At 67.8% G+C, this 20,353-nt stretch carries 18 protein-coding genes and 1 pseudogene; 6 read left to right on the forward strand and 13 right to left on the reverse strand.

The features are described 5' to 3' along the window. Positions 1 to 45 precede the first annotated feature (45 nt). From AC1ROD_RS03425 to AC1ROD_RS03435, 3 genes are all read right to left on the reverse strand, one after another. Positions 46 to 561 carry a GNAT family N-acetyltransferase gene (locus tag AC1ROD_RS03425; protein WP_492947728.1) on the reverse strand — a complete coding sequence of 172 codons (516 nt, stop codon included), beginning with the start codon at positions 559 to 561 and terminating at the stop codon, positions 46 to 48. Positions 562 to 566: 5 nt separating this feature from the next. Beyond that, positions 567 to 2,627, reverse strand: coding sequence for a S46 family peptidase (locus AC1ROD_RS03430; RefSeq protein WP_492946851.1), 2,061 nt, complete (start codon positions 2,625 to 2,627; stop codon positions 567 to 569). 205 nt (positions 2,628 to 2,832) lie between these two features. Next, positions 2,833 to 4,914 carry a S46 family peptidase gene (locus tag AC1ROD_RS03435; RefSeq protein ID WP_492946852.1) on the reverse strand — a complete coding sequence of 694 codons (2,082 nt, stop codon included), beginning with the start codon at positions 4,912 to 4,914 and terminating at the stop codon, positions 2,833 to 2,835. 182 nt (positions 4,915 to 5,096) lie between these two features. On the opposite strand from AC1ROD_RS03435, the gene AC1ROD_RS03440 reads away from it, so the two are divergent. The 3 genes from AC1ROD_RS03440 to AC1ROD_RS03450 are packed head-to-tail and all read left to right on the forward strand — an operon-like array spanning position 5,097 to position 8,069. Next, positions 5,097 to 6,269 (forward strand): ABC transporter permease, encoded by a 1,173-nt coding sequence (locus tag AC1ROD_RS03440; protein ID WP_492946853.1) that lies wholly within the window; start codon positions 5,097 to 5,099, stop codon positions 6,267 to 6,269. After that, complete coding sequence (locus AC1ROD_RS03445) at positions 6,266 to 7,024, forward strand: ABC transporter ATP-binding protein (protein ID WP_492946854.1); 759 nt, start codon at positions 6,266 to 6,268, stop codon at positions 7,022 to 7,024. Before AC1ROD_RS03440 ends, AC1ROD_RS03445 begins: the two co-directional genes overlap by 4 nt. A gap of 34 nt (positions 7,025 to 7,058) precedes the next feature. After that, positions 7,059 to 8,069, forward strand: coding sequence for an HlyD family secretion protein (locus AC1ROD_RS03450; RefSeq protein ID WP_492946855.1), 1,011 nt, complete (start codon positions 7,059 to 7,061; stop codon positions 8,067 to 8,069). 3 nt (positions 8,070 to 8,072) lie between these two features. On the opposite strand, the gene AC1ROD_RS03455 is transcribed toward AC1ROD_RS03450, so the two are convergent. The 3 genes from AC1ROD_RS03455 to AC1ROD_RS03465 all read right to left on the reverse strand — a co-directional run bounded on the left by AC1ROD_RS03455 (position 8,073) and on the right by AC1ROD_RS03465 (position 11,532). Beyond that, the gene (locus AC1ROD_RS03455; protein ID WP_492946856.1) at positions 8,073 to 8,738 is read right to left on the reverse strand and encodes a DsbA family oxidoreductase; all 666 of its coding nucleotides are present in this window, start codon (positions 8,736 to 8,738) and stop codon (positions 8,073 to 8,075) included. A 75-nt stretch (positions 8,739 to 8,813) separates the two neighbouring features. Next, the gene (locus tag AC1ROD_RS03460) at positions 8,814 to 10,973 is read right to left on the reverse strand and encodes a histidine kinase dimerization/phosphoacceptor domain -containing protein (protein ID WP_492946857.1); all 2,160 of its coding nucleotides are present in this window, start codon (positions 10,971 to 10,973) and stop codon (positions 8,814 to 8,816) included. 1 nt (position 10,974) lies between these two features. Then, positions 10,975 to 11,532: a biliverdin-producing heme oxygenase gene (locus tag AC1ROD_RS03465; RefSeq protein WP_492946858.1), complete on the reverse strand. Its 558-nt coding sequence runs from the start codon at positions 11,530 to 11,532 to the stop codon at positions 10,975 to 10,977. Positions 11,533 to 11,638: 106 nt separating this feature from the next. Between AC1ROD_RS03465 and AC1ROD_RS03470 the strand changes: the two genes are divergently transcribed. Further along, positions 11,639 to 12,850, forward strand: coding sequence for a hypothetical protein (locus AC1ROD_RS03470; protein ID WP_492946859.1), 1,212 nt, complete (start codon positions 11,639 to 11,641; stop codon positions 12,848 to 12,850). A gap of 12 nt (positions 12,851 to 12,862) precedes the next feature. Here the strand turns inward: AC1ROD_RS03470 and AC1ROD_RS03475 are convergent, their stop codons facing one another. Both AC1ROD_RS03475 and AC1ROD_RS03480 read right to left on the reverse strand, forming a co-directional pair. Further along, on the reverse strand, positions 12,863 to 13,675 hold the full coding sequence (locus AC1ROD_RS03475) for a crotonase/enoyl-CoA hydratase family protein (protein ID WP_492946860.1): 813 nt from the start codon (positions 13,673 to 13,675) through the stop codon (positions 12,863 to 12,865). A gap of 113 nt (positions 13,676 to 13,788) precedes the next feature. Beyond that, on the reverse strand, positions 13,789 to 13,944 hold the full coding sequence (locus AC1ROD_RS03480) for a hypothetical protein (RefSeq protein WP_492946861.1): 156 nt from the start codon (positions 13,942 to 13,944) through the stop codon (positions 13,789 to 13,791). Between the two features lie 149 nt (positions 13,945 to 14,093). On the opposite strand from AC1ROD_RS03480, the gene AC1ROD_RS03485 reads away from it, so the two are divergent. Next, the gene (locus AC1ROD_RS03485; protein WP_492946862.1) at positions 14,094 to 14,324 is read left to right on the forward strand and encodes a DUF1289 domain-containing protein; all 231 of its coding nucleotides are present in this window, start codon (positions 14,094 to 14,096) and stop codon (positions 14,322 to 14,324) included. Between the two features lie 118 nt (positions 14,325 to 14,442). Next, complete coding sequence (locus tag AC1ROD_RS03490; RefSeq protein WP_492946863.1) at positions 14,443 to 14,973, forward strand: TIGR02281 family clan AA aspartic protease; 531 nt, start codon at positions 14,443 to 14,445, stop codon at positions 14,971 to 14,973. A 3-nt stretch (positions 14,974 to 14,976) separates the two neighbouring features. Here AC1ROD_RS03490 and AC1ROD_RS03495 read toward each other — a convergent pair whose 3' ends face one another. From AC1ROD_RS03495 to AC1ROD_RS03515, 5 genes and pseudogenes are all read right to left on the reverse strand, one after another. Beyond that, positions 14,977 to 15,651 (reverse strand): hypothetical protein, encoded by a 675-nt coding sequence (locus AC1ROD_RS03495; protein WP_492946864.1) that lies wholly within the window; start codon positions 15,649 to 15,651, stop codon positions 14,977 to 14,979. Positions 15,652 to 15,737: 86 nt separating this feature from the next. Continuing rightward, a complete protein-coding gene (dusA, locus tag AC1ROD_RS03500) occupies positions 15,738 to 16,772 on the reverse strand; it encodes a tRNA dihydrouridine(20/20a) synthase DusA (RefSeq protein WP_492946865.1) in 1,035 nt (344 codons plus the stop codon). A gap of 57 nt (positions 16,773 to 16,829) precedes the next feature. Next, complete coding sequence (locus tag AC1ROD_RS03505) at positions 16,830 to 18,227, reverse strand: FAD-containing oxidoreductase (protein ID WP_492946866.1); 1,398 nt, start codon at positions 18,225 to 18,227, stop codon at positions 16,830 to 16,832. A 50-nt stretch (positions 18,228 to 18,277) separates the two neighbouring features. After that, a pseudogene (gene mmsB, locus AC1ROD_RS03510) lies at positions 18,278 to 19,189 on the reverse strand (3-hydroxyisobutyrate dehydrogenase); the annotation flags it as partial. 16 nt (positions 19,190 to 19,205) lie between these two features. Then, a complete protein-coding gene (locus AC1ROD_RS03515; protein WP_492946867.1) occupies positions 19,206 to 20,345 on the reverse strand; it encodes an isobutyryl-CoA dehydrogenase in 1,140 nt (379 codons plus the stop codon). Between the last annotated feature and the right edge of the window lie 8 nt (positions 20,346 to 20,353).

The following is a 20,353-nucleotide window of genomic DNA, read 5'->3' on the forward strand; positions in this document are numbered from 1 at the left end:
TTTTAGCTGCAAAGCTTACCCGTTCCGCGATACGGCAGGATCGGATCACAGCGCCTTGGCCATGACCACAAACTCCAGATCGCGCCGCTTGGGCAAGCCGAACCGTTCGTCGTCCATCGGAAACGGCTGGGTCTCGCCGGTCAGGGCATAGCCGCGCCGCTCGTACCAGGCGATCAGCTCCGCGCGCTGGCGGATGACGGTCATCTCCATGCGCGGCGCCTTCAGCGTCCCGGCCGCAAAGGCCTCGGCGCCCGCCATCAGCTGACGCCCCAGACCGCCCGCCTGCCTGTCCGGATCGACCGACAGCATGCCCAGATAGGCCGAGCCGTCCGCCTGGCGAGCGACGAGGACGCAGCCGATCAGGACGTCGCCCTCGAACGCGACAAGCAGCGTCTTGTCCGGATCGGCGATGATCCCGGCCAGACCGTCCGCATCGGTGCGCTGGCCGCCCAAGAGGTCGGCCTCGTGGGTCCATCCCTTCTTCGCCGTCTCGCCGCGATAGGCGCTCTCGACCAGACGGTGCAGGGCCGGGATGTCGTCCGGCGTCGCCGGCCTCAACATCAGGCTCACCGAACCCCCAGCTCCGCCACCAGACCCGACATGCCATAGACGTCGCGCAGGGCGGCGGTGACCGCGCCGGTGGTGACGATGACGCTGCGGTTGACCTGACGATCATAGCCATAGGCGTTGCGCTGGCTGAGGACGGTCGAGTCGAAGTTCGCCCCGACGATCTCGCCCTTCGCATTGACGACCGGCGAGCCCGAGGAGCCGCCGATGGTGTCGGAGGACACGGTCATGTCCAGCACGGTGTCGGCCGGGATGCGGTCCTTCGCGGCCAGCAGTTTCGGCGCGACGTCGAACGGCGGGGCGCCGGTGGCGCGGTCCCATAGGCCGGCGAAGGTCGTGAACGGACCCCAGCGCTGGCCGGGCACGTCAGAACCTTCGATCTTGCCGTAGGTCAGGCGCAGGGTGCCGGTCGCATCCGGATAGACGGCGTCGCCATAGGCGGCGAAGCGGGCGGTGGCGAGGGCTTCCGAGCCGCGGTCGGTCGGGGCCTGAACCTTCTCTTCCCATTCGGTGCGAATGGCGCGGGTCGGCTCCTGGATCGACAGCAGGTACTGGATCATCGGATCGTCCGAGGCCTGGATGGCGGCGAGACCGCCTTCCCACAGGGCGCGGCGCACGGCCGGGTCAGCCAGCTTCGTGCCGGAGACCACGCGCGCCGAAAGTTGCTCCGGCGACTCGCGGCCCAGCAGAGGGCGCACATAGGGGCTGTCGACGGTCAGCCATTCGCGGGTCTTGGACAGCCACCATTCCATGCGGATCTGCTCGAGCTCCGGATAGACCGGTCGTTCGGCGAACAGGGCGGTGCGGGCGGCGGACAGGCGGCTGTCGGCGAACTCCGGCAGGCGTTGGTCGGACGGCTTGGCCCGCTCCTGGGCGCCGCGCACCAGCGTCCGGGCCCAGAGGAACAGCTGCGACCCGCCGGCGACGGAGGTGGTGCCGATACCGGTGCCGCCTTCCAGCAGGGCGTAGGGGGCATAGAGCTCGCGAACGGCAGGCTGGATCGCGGCGAGAGCGTTGAAGGTGCCTTCGCCGGCCTTCTGACGGAAGTCGGCTTCATTGGCCGCCCGCGTGGCCATGAAGGCCGGGTCGGTCAGGGCGCGCATCCGGCCGAGGCCGCGCTTGTAGGTGTTCTCGAGGCTGACGATCGGGTCCATGGCCTCGAACGCCTGACGCTCGCCCTCTTCGGAATAGCGGATCATCCGGCCGCGCAGCTCCGAGGCGATCAACTGGTCCATCGGCAGGACCACGTCGCGCACCGTCATGAGCTGGTCCTGGGTCAGCAGGCGCTGGGTCGCGCCCGGGCTGCCCGTGACGAAGACCGGCGTGCCCTCGACGGGCTTGGCGGCGTTCCAGACGAAGTGGGTCGGGGTCCGGGCGGGCGCATTGTTCTCGTACAGCCGAATGAAGGCCGCATCGATGGCGAAGCGCGGGAAGCTGAAGTTGTCGAGGTCGCCGCCGAAGGTCGCGGCGCGGTCCTCGGGCGCGAAGGCCAGGCGGACGTCGGTGTATTTCTTGTAGGTGTAGAGCTTGAACTGGCCGCCCCGGTACAGGCTGACGACCTGACAGCGCTTGTCCGTAGCCTCGCCACAGGCCTCGCTCTCGATCCGCCCGGCCTCGGCGTCGCGGGCCTGGGTGAAGGCGGCGCCCGACAGGCCTTCACCGGCCTTGTGCATCCGCTCGGTGACGTCGGCGATGCCGGTCAGGACCTCGGCGGTCGAGCCCGGGCATTTGACCTCTTCCTCGCGCGCCTTCGGGGTGAAGCCGGTCTCGGCGTAGTTGACTGCTTGCGTCGAGAGATTGGCCACGCAGGTCGCGACGCAGTGGTTGTTGGTCATCACCAGCCCCTCGCCGGAGACGATCCCCGCCGAACAGCCGCCGAACTTCACCGACGACAGCCGCACCTGATCCAGGAAACCCTGATCGATGTTCGTGCCCAGGGTCTGGTTGGCCCGGGCGATGGGGAAGTTGTCGAAGGTCCACATGCCTTCTTCGGCGCTGGCGGCAGAGGCGGCGGCGAAGCCGAGAACGGCGATGGAGGCGGCGAAGGCGAGATGACGCATGGAGTTCTCCTTCCTTCTCCCCTTGCGGGAGAAGGTGGCCGGCGGAGCCGGCCGGATGAGGGGTCACGCGGTGGCGTGAACAATTCTGGGTGCACGTATGAAAGAAAAAGGGGCCGACCGGCAAGACCGGTGCGACCCCTCATCCGTCAGCCCCCGAGCAAGTCGAGGGCTGCCACCTTCTCCCGCAAGGGGAGAAGGCCGGGCTTTAGCGAACCCCCAGCTCTTCGAGCAGGCGGGGCTGGTGGTAGATGTTGCGCAGGGCTTCGGTGATGGCGGCGGTCGAGACCGTTACCGTCCGGTTCAGCGTACCGTCGTAGCCGAACGACCCGCCCAGCGAGTGGATGTTGCCGTCGAAGGCCGCGCCGATCACTTCACCCTTGGCGTTGATCACGGGCGAGCCCGAGTTGCCGCCGATGATGTCGTTGGTCGAGACGAAGTCGTAGACGGTGTCCTTGTTCACCTTCGACTCGTTGTCGAGGAAGGCCTGGGCCGCGTTGAACGGCTCGGCGCCCGTGGCCCGCTCATAGAGGCCGCCCATATAGGTGAAGGGCGGGACGGTCACGCCGCGATAGGTCCAGCCCTCGACCGCGCCGTAGGAGAGGCGCAGCGAGAAGGTCGCGTCGGGATAGAGGTTGGTCCCGTAGACCGCGAACCGGGCCTGGGCGATCTTCTCGCCGGCCTTGGCGGTCGGGCCGTTGACGGCCGAGTCCCACTGGGCGCGCACGGCCTGGGCCGCATTGTCATTGGCCAGGACGAAGGCGATCATCGGGTCGCCCGAGGCGGCCAGCTGTTCCGGCGTCATGGCGAACATCTGCGCGCGCACGGCCGGGTCGCCCAGTTTGGTGCCCTGGACCAGACGGTCGGCGATGTCGGCCGGGGCGTCCTTGCCGAGCATGGCTTTCACCTCGGCATTGTCGACGGTCAGATATTCCCGCGTCTTCAGCATCCAGTGGGTCAGGTAGATTTCTTCCAGACCCTGATCGATCGGGGTCACCTCGGCCAGACGGCGGGCCTGCTGGGCCAGGGCGGCGTCGGTATAGCCGGCGCGGCGCTCGGCGACCGGCTTGGCGCGTTCCTTGGCGGCGCGGACGATGGTCTTGGCGTAGCGGTACAGGTCCGAACCGCCGCCGGCCGAGGCTTCCAGCTGGCGGTAGGGCAGGTAGAGGTCGCGGGCCGAGGCCTGAACGCGCTCCAGATCGCCCCACGGATCGCCGATGCGGGCGGCGATGGCGGGATCGGCGGCGACGCGGGCGCGCAGCTCGGCCTCTTCCTCACGCTTCTTGCCCATGAAGGCCGGGTCGGTCAGGGCGCCTTCCTGGCCGTAGTAGACCTTGAAGCTGTTCTCCAGACCGAACAGGGGATCGAAGACGACCCGCTTGGCCTCTTCCGAGGTGGTCGCATATTCCTGCAGGCGGCCGCGCAGTTCCGAGGCCTGGATCAGGGTGATCGGGTTCACCTGATCGCGCAGGCGCTCCAGCTGCGACATGGTCAGCAGACGCGAGGTCGAACCGGGGTTGCCGGCGACGAAGGTCACGTCGCCTTCCTTGGGCGGGTTCGGGTTCCAGGTCAGGTGGGTCGGGGTCGAGACGGGCTTGCCGTCCTCGTAGATACGCAGGAAGCCGCTATCGAGGGCGTAGCGCGGGAAGTTGAAGTTGTCGGGATCCCCACCGAAGAAGGCGGCCTGGTTTTCGGGCGCGAAGACCAGACGGACGTCCTCATACTTGCGGAACTTGTACAGGGCGTAGCGGCCGCCGCGGTAGAAGCTGATGACCTGACAGGTCTGGGTTTCCTTGTCGGAGCAGTTCTCGTCCTCGATCTTCGTCGTCTCGGCGCCGCGCGCCTGGACAAAGGCCGCGCCTTCCAGCCCCTGCCCGGCGCCCAGAACCCGGTCGGTGACGTCGATGATGTCGGTCAGGATCTCGGCAGTCTCGCCGGGGCATTCCTTCTCTTCCTCGCGGGTCGCGGTCAGGAAGCCGTTCTTGACGTAGTCATGCTCGGCCGACGACAGCTCCTGGGCGCAGCCGACGACGCAGTGCCAGTTGGTCAGGATCAGGCCTTCGCCCGAGACCAGCGACGCCGAACAGCCGTTGATGCGGACCGCCGAGTTGCGGATGTGGTCCAGCCAGGCCTGGTCGATGTGGGTGCCGTATTTGTCGTTCACCGTCTGGATCGGGAAGTTGTCGAACGTCCACATGCCCTCGTCCGCCTTCGCGGGCGTGGAGACGGCGGACAGGACGGCCGTGGCGGCGCCGAGCGCGGCCAGGGAGACGGTAAAGCGTAGCGACATAGGGTCGATCTCCGATGGGAACGCGGGAGTGCTAGACCCAAGCCGGGTGACCTGTCCATGCCGCTGGCCTGTGTCGTCGCGACACGCCCCCCGGCCGACGCGGCGCCTTACCCCGATTTAACTTGGTCTTGATCCCCGGCGGCCTCAGATAACGGGACACTTCGGGGTTGAAACGCTTTTCCATGTCGCTTGCACTATCCACGCTGCTGTTTGAGTGGCGGCGCTATATGGCCGCCGTCATGGCGCTTGCGCTGTCGGGTCTGCTGGTCCTGGCCATGACCGGTGTCTTCATCGGCATCGGCAAGGGCTTCACCGCCACCATCGAACGTTCCAGCGCCGACATCATCATCATGCAGCCGGGCGCCAAGAGCCTGATGGGCGGCCCCTCGGGCGTGCCGCGCCGCTTTATCCCGCTCGCCTACAACCACCCCGAGGTGGTCGAGGTGAAGCCGCTGGACGGCGCCGGCGGCTCGTTCCAGTCGATCAAGAACGTCGACCCGACCATGTCCCAGGCCGAGCGCGCCCGGCGCGGCGCGCCCAAGCAGCAGTTCGTCCAGACCTCGATCATCGACACCACGCCCGGTTCGGTGACCATTCCGACCGACTATTCCCAGGAACTGATCGACGCCCTGCGCCAGCCCTATACCGTCGCCATTGATGAAACGGCGCTCAAACCGCTGGGCGTCAAACTGGGCGACAAGGCTCTCTACAACGGTCAGACCGTGACTGTGGTCGCCATCCTGCGCGGCTATCCGAACATGATGCAGTCCAATATCGTCATGTCGCGCGACACCCTGCGGATGGTGGGTCAGGCCGACACCGGCCCACGCGTTGGACCGCTGATGGTCAAGCTGCGCGATCCTGCTCGCTCCCAGATCGTCGCAGCCCAGCTCAACGCCATGGGCAACGGCCAGTGGAAGGCCTGGACCCGTCAGGAACTGGCCGACGCCAACGCCGGCGCCATGTTCGAGGAAGGCATTCTGGTCATCATCATCGGCGGCTGCGTGGTGCTCGGCACCATCATCGGGGTGGCCATCACCTGGCAGACCCTGCGCGGCGCCATCATGGCCAACATCAAGGAGTTCGCCTCCCTGCGGGCGCTCGGCGTCGGCATGGGTTCGCTGAACCGGATCGTGGTCGAACTCAGCTTCTGGGTCGGTTGCGTCGGGGTGGTGGCCGCCATCGTCCTGACCTGGCTGGTGTCGCTGCTGGCCATGGCCAACGCCGTCATCATCGCCCTGCCGCCCATGCTTCTGGTGGTCGTCGGCGGCGGCCTGATCCTGATCGCCATGCTGTCCGGCATCCTGTCGCTGGGCATCCTCAAGAACAGCCAACCGGCGGACCTGCTGCGATGAACGCCCATACGAAAGTTCACGGCAAGCACGGCGACTTCGCCATCGAGGCCAAAAAGCTGGTCAAGCGCTTCAAGTCCGGCAAGTCATTCGTCGAGGTGCTCAAGGGCGTCGATTTCGATGCGCGCCACGGCGATCTGACCATGGTCATGGGGCCGTCGGGCTCGGGCAAGTCGACCCTGATCGCGGCGCTCTCGGGCCTCCTGCGTCCCGAGGAAGGCCGCGTCGACGCGCTCGACGTCGACGACCTGTGGAAGCTGTCCAGCGGCCGGATCGACAAATTCCGCCTGGATCACTGCGGCTTCATCTTTCAGGGCTTCAACCTGTTCCCGGCCCTGACCGCCCTGCAGCAGGTCGAGATCGTGCTCAAGTTCCAGGGTCTGTCGCCGGGGCAGGCGAAGAAGCGCGCCACCGAAGCCCTGACCGAGGTCGGGTTGTCGCATCGCCTGCATCAGCGTCCCGCCATCCTCTCGGGCGGCGAGAAGCAGCGCGTCGCCATCGCCCGGGCCCTGGCCAAGGACCCCAAGATCCTCTTCGCCGACGAACCGACCTCGGCGCTGGACGGCGAGAACGGCCAGGTGGTCATCCGTCTGCTGCGCCGGGCCGCCACCGAACACGGCGCCGCCGTCATCTGCGTGACCCACGATCCCCGCCTTGAGGCCTGGGCTGACCGGGTCATCAAGATCGAGGACGGCGTCATCGTCTCCGACGAGCGGCGGGTCCCCGACCCGACCGCCACCCTCTCCTCGCACCATTAATCGCCAGAACAAGATCCTTCAGGACCCACCTCCCATGCCCGCCTTCCTCAAGAACAAATGGACCTGGATCGGCCTTCTGCTGATCATCGTGCTGGTCGTCGGCTTCCTCGTCTTCAGCAAGGGACAGGCCGCCAAAAAGGCCGAACTCGCCAAGGCGGAAGCGACCAAGGTCGAAAGCCCCTATGCGGCCATCGCCAACGGCAAGGTCGATATCGAGGGCGGCATCATCCAGGTCGCGGCCCGTCGCGGCGGCATCATCCGCGAAGTCCTGGTCCAGGAAGGCGACCGCGTCGTCGCCGGCCAGATCCTGGCCCGTCAGGAAGACGACGAAGCCCGTCTGGCCGTCCAGAGCGCCCGCGCCCAGGTCGCCCAGGCCGAGAGCCAGCTGGCCCAGATCCGCGTCGACATCCGCACCGCCCAGCGCGAGCGCGAGCGCCTGCAGAAGCTGGTCGCCACCAACTTCGTCGCCGCCCAGCGGATCGACCAGGCCCAGGACGCCATCGACACGGCCCAGGCCCGCCTCGGCTCCCAGACGGCCGCCGTCCAGACCGCCCGCGCCCAGCTGTCGCAATCGCTCTACAATGAAGAGCTGACGGTGATCCGCAGCCCCATGGCCGGCCGCATCGTGCGCCGCTACGCCAACCCCGGCGCCGGCGCCTCGACCCTGAACGTCTCGGCCATGTTCGATCTGGAGCCCGACGCCCCGCGCATCGCCCGCGCCGAGATCGTCGAATCCGACATCCCCAACATCGCCGCCGGTCAGGCCGTCGAGATCACGCCGGAAGGCGATCCGACCAAGGTCTATATCGGTTCGGTCCTGCGTCGCGCCGCCGTCTTCGGCGCCCGCAAACTGGCCTCGGACGACCCCTCGCAGCGCTCCGACGAACGCGTCGTCGAGGTCGTGGTCTCGGCTGGCGACGCGCCCCTGCTGATCGGCCAGCGCGTCCTGGTCAAGTTCATGAAGCCCGGCCAGACCGCCGGCGCCCCGCGCGCTCCGTCCAACGGCGTGCCCGCCGACCGCTCAATGCGTCAGCCGGGAGCCTAAGGTCTAGGCGGCGGAGGGCGCGTTGCTCTCCGCCGCGACCTGCCTCAGCGCCTGTTCGAACACCTCGGCGGGCTGGCCGCCCGAGATCAGGTATTTGTCGTTGATGATGATGGCCGGGACCGAGTTGATCCCCCGGCTGCGCCACAGCTCCTCGGCCGCGCGCACCTCGTCAGCGTAGCGGCCCGAGGCCAGCACCTCCGCCGCCTCCGCCCGGTCCAGCCCGACGGACGCCGCCGCATCGGCCAGGACCTCACGGTCGCCCGGGCTCAGCTGCTTGGTGAAATAGACCTCGAACAGGGCCGCCTTCAGCGCCGCCTGCTTGCCGCTCTCCTCGGCCCAGTGCAGCAGGCGATGGGCGTCGAAGGTATTGTAGATCCGGCTGTCGTCGCTCATCCGCATCTCGAACCCGACCTCGGCCGCGCGGCCCTTGATCATGGCGCGGGTCTGGGCCGACTGCTGCGGCGTCGCGCCGTATTTGCGGCCGATGTGTTCGACGATGTTCTCGCCCTCGGGCGCCATCTGCGGGTTCAGCTCGAACGGCTGGAAATGGATGTCGACGGCGGCCACATCCCCGACCCGGCCGATCGCCGTCTCCAGCCCGCCCAGTCCGATCACGCACCAGGGGCAGGAGACGTCGGAAACGAAGTCGATCTTGATCGGGGTCGGCATGGCGGGTCCTCGAAGCGGTTCGCCAGCATATGGGGCGGGACGCCGCCGCCGCCAGTGTTTCCCGTGATGAGCCCGCTAACCGATCGGCGCCGTCAGGATGACCCGCAGCCCCGGCCTGGCCGCCCGGTATTCGATCGCCGCCCCCAGCTGTCCGGCCAGGCTCTCGATCAGGCGCGAGCCGAAGCCCTTGCCCGACTGGTGCCCGCCCACGCCCTCGTCGGCGACGATGACCCGGGCCGCGCCGCGGTCTTCCTCCAGGGTGACGTAGAGAGGGCCCGGACGGCCGCCATAGGCGTATTTCTGGGCGTTGATGATCAGTTCGGTCAGGACCAGGCCGAAGGTCACGGCGCGTCCGGCCTCGATGCTGATCGGAGCCAGTTCGGTATGGATCAGCGCCGCCCAGTCCTGCCCCGAGGAGGCCGCCATGTCCTCGATAAGCTCCGAGAAATAGCGGCCCAGATCGATCGTCTCGAACTGGTCGGCCCGGTACAGGCGGCTGTGGACGAGCGAGACCGCCTTCACCCGCCGCTGGGCCTCCCTCAGCACCTCGGACGGCGGACGGGTATCCACATTGTCGCGCGCCTGCAGCGACAGGAAGCTGGCGATCAGCTGAAGGCTGTTCTGGACCCGGTGATTGACCTCGCGCAGCAGGAAGTCCTGATGCTCGAGCTTCAGGTCGCGGTCGGCGACCGATTCCTGGAGCGACTGGTTGACCCGCCGCATCTGGCGAAGGGACCGCAACTCGAACAGGGCGTCGCGGAAGCGGCCGGCGCTTTCGATCTCGGGATTGGTCCAGCGCTGGGCACGGCCGCTGACCGTCTCGGTCCATTCAGCAAAGCTGGCGCGCGGCGTCAGCTTGCCGGCCTCGCCCGTCTTGACCGCCGTATGGGGATCGCCCGCCCAGCGCACGACCTCCAGTTTCTCGGCCCGGAACCACATCAGGACGAAGGGTTCGTCGGCGGCGATGACAAAGGCCATGAAGCCGCTGGCCTCGGCCTTCCACGCGGTCGCGGCCGGGAAAAGTTCGGACAGGCTGGCGCTCGAGATGACTCGCCCCGCCGCCGTCTTCGCCACCCAGTTCCCGAGGGCCGCGACCCCGTTGGCCGGGGGACAGGCGCCGCCGGTCGAAACGTTCTTGCCGCGCAGCACCGCGGCCCCGGTCGCCCCGATCAGGGACGCGATCTCGTCCAGATGTTTGGCCAGGGCCGCGTCCAGCGGCTCCTCCAGCGGGATGCGGGCGACCAGTTCGTCCTCCAGCCCGCGCAGCCGCACCCGCTCGCGATAGAGTTCGGCGTCATCCTTCGCCTTGAGCTGACGCGCCAGGCCCCGGGCCAGAGCCGTGGCGGCGATTCGTGTCTCATGGGTCAGCAGGCGCGGCTGGCTGTCGTGACAGGCGACCAGACCCCACAGGACCCCGTCGGTGACGATGGAGATCGAGGCCGAGGATCCGACGTCCATATTGCGCAGATACTGGAGGTGGATCGGCGAAACGCTGCGCAGGACGCTGTCGCTCATGTCCAGCGGCGGGTCGCCCTCGGGCAGGGGCGGGCGCAGCGGGCGGGGCTGGTAACGCACCTCGGGGATGACCCGCACCGGATTGCGGACATAGAGGGCGCGCGCCTGTTTCGGAATGTCCGTCGCCGGGAAGTGGTGGTTCAGGAAGGACGACATCTCCGGCGCCTTCGATTCCGCCAGAACGCTGCCGGCCTCGTCATCGAGGAAGCGGTAGATCATCACCCGCTCGAAGCCGGTCAGGCTGCGGAATTCGTCGGCGGCCCGGGCGGCCAGCTGGCGCACATTGGCGGCGCGTTCAAAGGCGACCCCGGCCTTGTCCATCCGCGACAGGAGGTCGATGCCGATATGGGTGGTCTCGCCGCTCTTCTCGGCCTCGATGATGCGGTGCGTCCCGCTGCGGTGGGTGCTGACGTCGAAGGTCTCACCTGAGGGCGCGGTCCAGCGGCCGATGAAGACGGCCCCGTCACCCGGAGGCGGGGCGGCGACGGCCTCACCGATCGTGTCGCCGAGCAGGGCGGACACGGGACCGCCGATCCAGTCCTGAACGCCCGTGATGTCCTCGATGTCGCCCGCGCCATGGGCCACGACGGCATCGTCACCGCCGGTCACCAGCATGAAGCCGTGCGGCTGTATCGACCCGGGAATGTGGATGGGCTCCCGATCGCAATCGTTCAGATCGGCGTCGGACAGCAGCAGTTCGGCGGAGGGCGTTTCAGGCACGTCAGTCTCCGCAAAGAACCTCATGGGCATAGCGGAAGCCGGCGACGCCGCCGGCCAGAACGTCCGGACGCGCCTCGGGTTCCCGGCGGTCGGCCGCGTCGAGAACCTCGACGAAGCGCCGCCACCAGTCCCCTGTATCAGGGCCGTAAGGATGCAAAAAGCTCAATCCCCGCAAATCCTTACCCTGGCCGAGAAGTGTACGGTGGATGACCCGCCCGCCCAGCGAACTGCCCTCCAGCACATACCACCAGCCGAGAGCCTCGGCCGCCGAGCCGATGTATGGCGGGGCGGCCTTCAGGGGGTGGCCTTCAAGGTCGACGAGGTCCCGCGCGATACCGTCGGCGCGACGGCGATGCGCGAACTCCAGCCCCGGCAGGTCCGCGAGGTAAGGCTCCACCGCCGGCTCGACCGAGGCGTGCAGCCTATGGAACCGCGCCACGAGATCCCGGCGGCGCTCCGGATCGGCGACCCGGCCGAACAGGTCGATGTCGGTCTCCAGCGCCTTGTGCGCCTCGCCGGTCGCTTCGCGCAGGGCCTCGATGATTGCAGGTTGGGACATGAGGCTTGTCTGCCGAACCGGGGGCGCCGACGCCAGAGGCGAATGTGTCGTGAGACGTTAAGACCGATGGTGCAGTGTCGGCTGCGGTCGTTTCGGGAGGGGCGTCATGAAGCGTGCGACGCTCATTGTGTTTCTGCTCCTCGTGATCGCGTGGGTCGCGGGGCCATTCCTCTACCGCGCCAGCTGGGCCCTGACCGGCGTCCCGGTCGCGGCGCGGACGACCTTCCCGATGCCGAAGGTCACGCCGGACAAGGTGAGGGTTTTCGGTCGCGACACCACCGAGGCCGCCGAGCCAACTCCCTCATGGGCACGACCTCTTTCGCCCGATGGGTATGGGCGGTCCGGCGACAAGCCGCTCACGTCGGAGGCACAGCTGAAGAAATGCGGTCTGCCGCGGCCTGACCCGAACGCCGAAATCATTCTGCTGGGGGTTGGCAGCGGCGAGGCGCTCGCCACTGTCAGCCTGGCGCATGAGGGCATGGCGACGACAGTGGTAGATCTGATTGTGGAGCCCGGAGATCGGCCCCTCTATCTGGTCTTATCCTCCTGGCAGAACGTCATTTGGCGGGTCGAGGGGGCCACGGACCGTGTGTCGCAAGTCGGTTTGCTCGCCTGGCCCCGGGCGTTCGCGTGGCCTGGGGCGCGAAAAGGGTTGCAGTTCAATGTCCCGCCGACTCCGCCCCGTTATGCGGGGGTAACCGGCCTCCCGGCGGCGCGCGTGGTGACGGCACAACCCGCCAGCTGTCTCCAGGTTCACGACATGGCGCGTGAGGACGTGATGGAGACCACCGAGGCACAGGCGAAATCCCTGTTCGGACGGGTCGCGGTGGTGATGGCCGGAGGCGACCGGGTCAGCGCCGTCCGGCTGCCGTCCGGGGTCGCCGCCACGATGCAGGCGACCACGCAGGGCGCGGAGCTCCTTGTGCCGGCCCCTCCCGCCATCATGCCCGAATCCTGGGCGGAGGCTCCGGACCCCCTCAGCCAATGGCCGGGCGGGCTGGCGGCGGTCCGGGCAAACCAGATCGTTTCCGCCGTTGCAGTCAGGTCCCCCGGGCTACTGCCCGGCTCCATGGGGCTCATGCAATTGATCGAGGCGGGAGACATCCGCCGGGTCAAGCGCGGCGACCGCGTTGAGTATCAGGTCCATCGGCCGATCGCGCGTCTCCCATCAGGAATGTCGCCATGGTCCGTCTTCGTGCTGGAACCCGGCGTGCCGGTTCCCGTCCGTGGTGATGGGACAGACTGCATCCGACGCCGAACAATCCTCGGACTGCCCTTCACTTACCCGGTCGGGCCAAAGCCGTGCATGGAATGGTGATCCTGACCCGTATCAGTCGCCGGTGAAGGTCCCGGGGCGCTTCTCGAGCACCGCCGTCACCCCTTCGATATGGTCGTCGGTCAGATGGGCCAAAGCCTGCATGGCGGCGGACAGTTCCAGGGTCTGGTCGAAATTCATGTCGCGGCCCTGACGCAGCAGGGACTTGGCCATGCGCAGGGCGCGCGGCGGCTGGGCGGCGACCTGGCCGGCGGTGGCCAACGCCTCGGTCATCAGGGCCTCATGCGGCACGACCCGGTTGACCAGACCCCAGCGGTCGGCGGTCTCGGCGTCCACGGCCCGGGCGGTGAACAGCATTTCGGCGGCGCGGACATAGCCGACGTTACGGGGCAGCAGCCACGATCCGCCGTCGCCGGGGATGATGCCGAGCTTCAGGAAGGGCACGCCGAAGCTGGCGCGGTCCGAGGCGATGCGGATGTCGGCCAGCCCCGCGATGTCGCAGCCCAGGCCGAAGGCGGGGCCGTTCACCGCCGCGATCAGCGGCACTTCCAGCCCGTAGAAGGCGCGGACGATCCGGTGCACGACCCGGCGGTACTGTTCGCGGATCGCCGCGCCCGAACCGGCGAACAAATCCTCGCGCGCCTTCATCGAATTCAGGTCGCCGCCCGCCGAGAAGGCGCGTCCGGCGCCGGTCAGGACCACGCAGCGGATGTCGAGGTCGGCGTTCACCGCCTCGCAGATCGCGGCCACCTCATCACCGTCGCCGAGGTCGGGGAGGGCGTTCAGCCGCTCGGCCCGGTCGAAGGTCAGGACCAGCACCGATCCGCCGCCGGGCTGGGCGATCTTTTCCTGAAGGATGAAGGCCACGACGCGCTCCGGAATTGCAAAACCCCGGCCTTGTCGGGGCCGGGGCGCGGGGGCGCAAGTCGAAACCTGCTGTTTGATCTTGCGATCTGGGCTTCGGCCCGGATCAGCGGACCCTATCGGGGGCGCTTGATCTCGATGGGCGTGAAGTTGGACGGATGACTGACCACGCGGTCGTTCGCGCGGCTCTGTTTGCCCGAGTTCACCAACATCCCGCCCCAGAAGGCGAAGGACGTCATGGCGTGCTGGAGATTCCTGTCCTTGTCGTTCATCTTTGATGTCTCCTTTCGTTGAACGAGGAAAAGAGACGCGTCGTGCTTGCAGGGGTTTGCACCCTCTTAGTCGTTTTGCGTCGAGTTTTAGATCGCATACGGAATGATTAATTGCAAGAGTTTTGGTCTGGGTTCGGAATATATTTCGCATGTCTGTCACGCCTGTGACTCCTGAGCCACGGCCCATTCCGCGGGCGATCGCGACCCCGTGCGTCAAGGTCTGCATCGTCGACGGCGCATCGGGCCTCTGCCTGGGCTGCTACCGGACCTTGGTCGAGATCGGCGGCTGGTCCGGCCTGACCGACGAACAGCGCGCTGAAATCATGGCCGAATTGCCGGGCCGCCGCGACCGGATCGAGCCCGCGAAACTCGGCCTCTAGCCCTCTCCCGATACGGCTCCGCTCGCTAACCTTTTGTCAGCCACATCGGTTCACCGCATCCCAAGACGGCTGTGAGAGGGTGATATCGCCGCAGAAGCGGTTTCAGTCGCGTGAGCCCATGATCCGCTTCGATTTTCAGACCATCGCCGTGATGGTGATGGCCACCGCCTCCTCGCTGAGCGTGGCCTTCTGGCTGAATCACGCCGATGCGCGCGGTCAGGCCCATGCCGAGACCGCCGCCGTCATTCCGGCCGTGAACGCTCCCGCCCATCATTCGACCTCAGGGGCCGCCCAGGTGCTCAAGGCCGCCGACGGTCACTACTGGGCCGAGGCCGAGATCGACGGCCGCGCCGTCCGCGTCCTAGTCGACACCGGCGCCAGCGTCGTGGCCCTGACCCGCGAGGACGCCCTGCGTCTGGGGCTCGATCTGGCCCCTGGGGATTTCACCCGCTCGGTCCAGACCGCCTCCGGCCCCGCCCGCGCCGCCGCGGTCGAGCTCAAGTCGGTCGCCATCGCCGGCGCCGAGGTCGAGCACGTCCAGGCGCTCGTGGTCGAGAACGGCCTGAAGCAATCCCTGTTGGGAATGAGCTATCTGGGCCGCCTGTCCGGCTTCGAAGCGACGCCCGCGGGCCTCACCCTGCGGCCCTAGACCCTAGAACCGGTAGGTCACGCCCACCTGCACGACGGGCAGCACCTTGTAGTTGTCCGCGTCGTCCTGGATGTCGGTCTCTTCCTGCGCGAGCCGCGCCTGGAAGGTCGGGTCGTTCGACAGGGTTCCGCCGCTCGAGTTCAGATCGACCTGGGGCGCATCGCCGAACGCCGCCCCGGCCAGCAGGCGGAAGCCCCAATGGCCCGTGTGGGTGAAGGTGTTGTCATAGCCGATGCCGACGAAGGGGGCGGTGCTCTCCAGCTCGATCTTGCCCGTCAGATTGCCGATCTGGGCCGGGGTGAAGACCGTGCCGCCGATGTTGGTGTTGGTCGTCGGCGTGGCGTCCAGGTTGACGTCTCGGGAGCCGAAGAAGGCGCCGGCTGAGACGAAGAAGGCGTTGCCGGTCGGGTGCCAGTCGAGGAAGGCGCCGGGCGAGCTGAAGTCCAGCTGGGCGTTGTAGTCGACGTCGTCATAGCTGTCGTCGCGGTCGAACTTCAGCGCGTCGTAGGAGCCGCGCACGACGAAGTTCGGCGACAGGGAATAGAGGACCGAGACGCCGCCGCCGGGCGTGCCCAGCTGGCCGCCGACGGCGAGGCGGCCGTCCTGGGCGGAAGCGCCCGACGCGAGGGTGAGGGCGGCGACGGCGGTCGCGGCGAAGACGCAGGTCGTGCGGATCATGGGGAGAACTCCGAAGGAACGGCCGGGGGAGGGGCTCGCCTTCTAATGGATTCACCCGATGGACGTTCCCGGCGCCTTGTGCCTGGTCAGGCCGCGCGATCCTCGGCCTGGCTGATTTCAAAGGCCCGCTCGGCCTCGCGCACGGCCTCGACGGCCCGGTCGACGATCTCGATTCCGGCGCCCCGGACGATGGAGTCCGTCGTCAGGATGCGGCGGAAGGCGCGGGCCCCGCGACGGCCATGCATCAGTCCCAGCATGTGCCGCGTCATGGCCGGCAGATGCACGCCTTCCTCCAGTCGGGCGGCCAGATAGGGACGATACCGGGCGATGGCCTCGAACGGGTCGACGTCGGGCGTGTCCGCCCCGAAGAAGCGCCGGTCGACCTGACCCAGCAGGGCCGGTTCGTGATAGGCGGCGCGGCCCAGCATGACCCCGTCCAGCTGAACGCCGTCGGACGCATCGAGGTGCGCCTCGGCGGCTTCCAGCGAGGCGATGCCGCCGTTGATGCAGATGGTCAGATGCGGCCGCTCGCGCTTCAGCCGGCGCACCAGCTCATAGTCCAGCGGCGGCACGTCGCGGTTTTCCTTGGGCGACAGACCCTTCAGCCAGGCCTTGCGGGCATGGACGATGAAGGTCGTGATCCCGACGGCGGCCGAGGCGTCGACCGTGGCGAACAGACTGGTCGCCGGGTCCTGATCGTCCACCCCGATGCGGCATTTGACGGTGGCGGGGACGCTGACGGCCTCCCTGATCGCGGCCATACAGTCGGCGACCAGCTCTGGCTCGCGCATCAGACAGGCGCCGAACCGGCCCGACTGCACCCGGTCCGAGGGGCAGCCGACGTTCAGATTGATCTCGTCATAGCCGAAAGCCTCGCCGATCTTCGCGGCCTCGGCCAGCTGGGCCGGATCCGATCCGCCCAGCTGCAGGGCGACCGGATGCTCGACGGCGTCGAAGCCCAGCAGCCGCTCGCGATCGCCATGCACCACGGCGGGCGAGGTCACCATCTCGGTATAGAGCAGGGCCCGGCCCGACAGGGCGCGGTGGAACGCCCGGCAATGCCGGTCGGTCCAGTCCATCATGGGGGCCACCGAAAGCCGGTGGGCGGGCGGGGTCTGCATGTCGGGCCTTGGGAAGGAAGCGGCGGTCTATAGGCGAAACCGGCCGAAAAGGCGACCTCAGGGCTTTTGGGGTTCCAGCATGCCGAACACGGTCGGGATCAGCTCCGAGACGGTAGGATGGATGTGCATGGTCCGGCGCATGTCGTCGGCGGTGGCGCCCCGGGCCATGGAATCGAGGATGGCGTGGATCGCCTCGTCGCCCTCGACGCCCAGGATGGCGGCGCCGAGTATGGCGTCGGTGTCGGCGTCGACGATCACCTTCATGAACCCTTGCGTCTCGCCGCGCTCCACTGCCCGGCCGACGCGCGTCATCGGTCGGACTCCGACGCTGATCTTGTGGCCCTTCGCCTTCGCCTGGCCCTCGGTCAGGCCGACGCGGCCCAGAGGCGGGTCGATATAGAGGGCATAGGCCTCGATCCGGTCGCTGACCTTGCGGTCGTCCCCCTCGGGCAATCCGTCCAGCAGATTGGCCGCGACGATCTCGAAATCGTTGTACGCCGTATGGGTGAAGGCCCCGCGCCCGTTGCAGTCGCCCAGCGCCCATATCCCGGGCGTGGCGGTCGCCAGCCGGTCGTTGACGGCGATGTAGCCGCGCCCGTCGACGGCCACGCCCGCCTTGTCGAGGTCCAGATCGTCCGTGTTCGGAGTTCTGCCGACTGCCAGCAGCACATGGGAGCCCGTGACGCTGGGATCGCCCGACTTGCAGTCGACATGGACCTCGATCCCTCCGTCCTTCGCCGGCTTGAAACGGATGCATTCGGCGTCGGTGCGGACAGCGATTCCCTCGGCCTCCAGGATTTCACGAATAGCGTCCGAGACCTCCGGGTCCTCCCGGCTGATCAGTCGTTCGCCCTTCTCGACGATGGTCACCTGCGCGCCGAAGCGGCGGTACATCTGGGCGAACTCCAGTCCGATGTAGCTGCCGCCGACGACCACCAGATGTTCGGGAACGACGTCCAGCTTCAGGATGTCGGCATTGGTCATCAGGGCGACGTCGTCGATCCCCGGCATCGGCGGACGCGCGGCCCGCCCACCGACATTGATGAAGATGCGCGGCGCGGTCAGGATCCGGTCATCCACGGCGATCGTGTCGGCCGAGACGAAACGGGCGTGGCCCCGGATCAGGGCCACATTCTCCATCCCTTCCAGCCAACGCTCGACGCCGCCGCGGGCGTTGTGAATGACTGTGTCGGCCCGGCCTTTCACGGTCGCCATGTCGATCGAGGCCTCGCCCGGGATCGTCACGCCCCAGTCGGCGGCGCGGCGCACCACGGCGGCCGCGCGGGCGCTGGCGACCAGGGTCTTGGTCGGCATACAGCCGGTGTTGACGCAGGTCCCGCCGACCCGATGCCGCTCGATCACGGCGACCTTCATGCCCGACTTTCCGAGCCGTTCGGCCAGAGGCGGCCCGGCCTGTCCCGCGCCGATGACGATGGCGTCGAACTGTTCGGTCATGGGCGGGCTCCGGATTGCGCCCGGAGCCTAGGCCGCTTCCGGAGGGGCCGCTACGCCTTCGGCAGCCCGTCCAGTTGTCCGCGCAGCATCTGCAGGATGGCCGAGAAGTCGCGGCCGCCGTAGCCCAGGCCGTTGAACATCTGGAACAGGGCTTCCGACTGGGCGCCCAGCGGGGTCGAGGCGCCGGCCTTGGCCGCCGCGTCCTGGGCCAGCTTCAGGTCCTTCAGCATCATCGCCGTGGCGAAACCGCCGTCATAGTTGCGGTTGGACGGCGCGGTCGGCACCGGGCCGGGCCACGGATAGTAGGTCGTCACCGACCAGCTCTGGCCCGAGGACTTGGCGGCGATGTCGAAGAATTTGACCGGGTCCAGACCCAGCTTCTCAGCCAGCGCAATGGCCTCGCAGGTCCCCAGCATGGTGATGCCCAGGATCATGTTGTTGCAGATCTTGGCCGCCTGTCCGGCGCCGTGATCCCCGGCGCGGAAGGTGGCGCGGCTCATCGGCTCCAGCGCCGCCTCGATACGCGCGAACTGGTCCTCGACGCAGCCGACCATGAAGGCCAGGGTCCCGGCGTCGGCCGCCATCGTCCCGCCCGAGACGGGGGCGTCGGCGAAGACATAGCCGGCCTCGGTGGCCATCGCCGCCACGGCCCGGGCCGTGTCGACGTCGATGGTCGAACAGTCCAGCAGCAGGGCCGAGGAGGGCGCCGCCCCGATGATCTGCTCCGAATAGACCGAGCGCACATGCGGCCCGGCGGGCAGCATGGTGATGACCACATCGGCGTCCTTGACCGCCTCGGCGACCGAACCGACCGGCGTGCAGCCCGCGCCGGCCGCGCGATCCAGCGCCGCCTGCGACAGGTCGAAGGCCGCGACCTCATGGCCCGCCTTGGCCTGGTTCGCGGCCATGCCGCCGCCCATGTTGCCCAGGCCGATGAATGCGATCTTCATGGTCGTTCTTCCCTGTGATTTTCGCTGCTTACTGACGAAGCATTTCGCGTGCGGTGATCACCCGCATGATCTCGTTGGTGCCTTCGAGGATGCGGTGGACCCGCAGGTCCCGCACGATCCGCTCCAGCGGATAGTCCTTCAGATAGCCGTAGCCGCCATGCAGCTGCAGGGCCTCGTCGGCGATCTGGAAGCAGGCGTCGGTGGTCAGGCGTTTGGCCATGGCGCACCATTTCGTCTTTTCCGGATGGTCGTTGTCGATCGCCCAGGCGCCGCGCAGCACCATCAGGCGGGCGGCTTCCAGATCGGTCGCCATATCGGCCAGTTTGAACTGGGTGTTCTGGAAATCGGCCAGGGCGCTCCCGAACTGTTTCCTCGACTTCACGTAATCCAGCGTCGTTTCCAGTGCGAGCCGCGACCCGCCCAGCGAACAGGCGGCGATGTTCAGACGCCCTCCGTCCAGCCCCATCATCGCATAGCGAAAGCCGTCGCCTTCCTTGCCCAGCAGGTTGGCCGCCGGGATGCGGCAGTCGTCGAACTGGACGATGGCGGTCGGCTGGGCGTTCCAGCCCATCTTCTTTTCCTGCGCCCCGAAGCTCAGCCCCGGCGCATCCTTGTCGATCACGAAGGCGGAAATGCCCTTCGGCCCGGCCTCGCCCGTGCGCGCCATGACCACATAGACGTCACTGGTCCCGGCGCCCGAGATGAAGGCCTTGGAGCCGTTCAGCACCCATTCGTCGCCTTCCAGGCGCGCGGTGGTCCGCATCGCCGCCGCGTCCGAGCCCGAGCCCGGCTCGGTCAGGCAGTAGGAAGCGATGTTCTCCATCGTCGTCAGGGCCGGCACATAGCGCTGGCGCAGATCGTAGGAGCCGAACCGGTCGACCATCCAGGTCGCCATATTGTGGATCGAGATGAAGGCCGCGACCGAGACGTCGCCGCGCGCCAGCTCCTCGAAGATGATCGCCGCCTCGACCCGGCCCAGACCCGTGCCGCCGAAATCCTCGGACGTGTAGATGCCGCAGAATCCCATCTCCGCCGCCTGACGCATGACGTCGACGGGGAAGATCTTGTGCTCGTCCCACTCGGCCGAGTTGGGCTTGAGCAGGTCCTCGGCGAAGGCGCGGGCCGCGTCCTGGATGGCGCGCTGGTCGTCGTTGAGGGCGAAGTCCATCTGCGGAC

The sequence above is a fragment of the Brevundimonas sp. GW821-FHT12E07 genome, assembly GCF_058807035.1.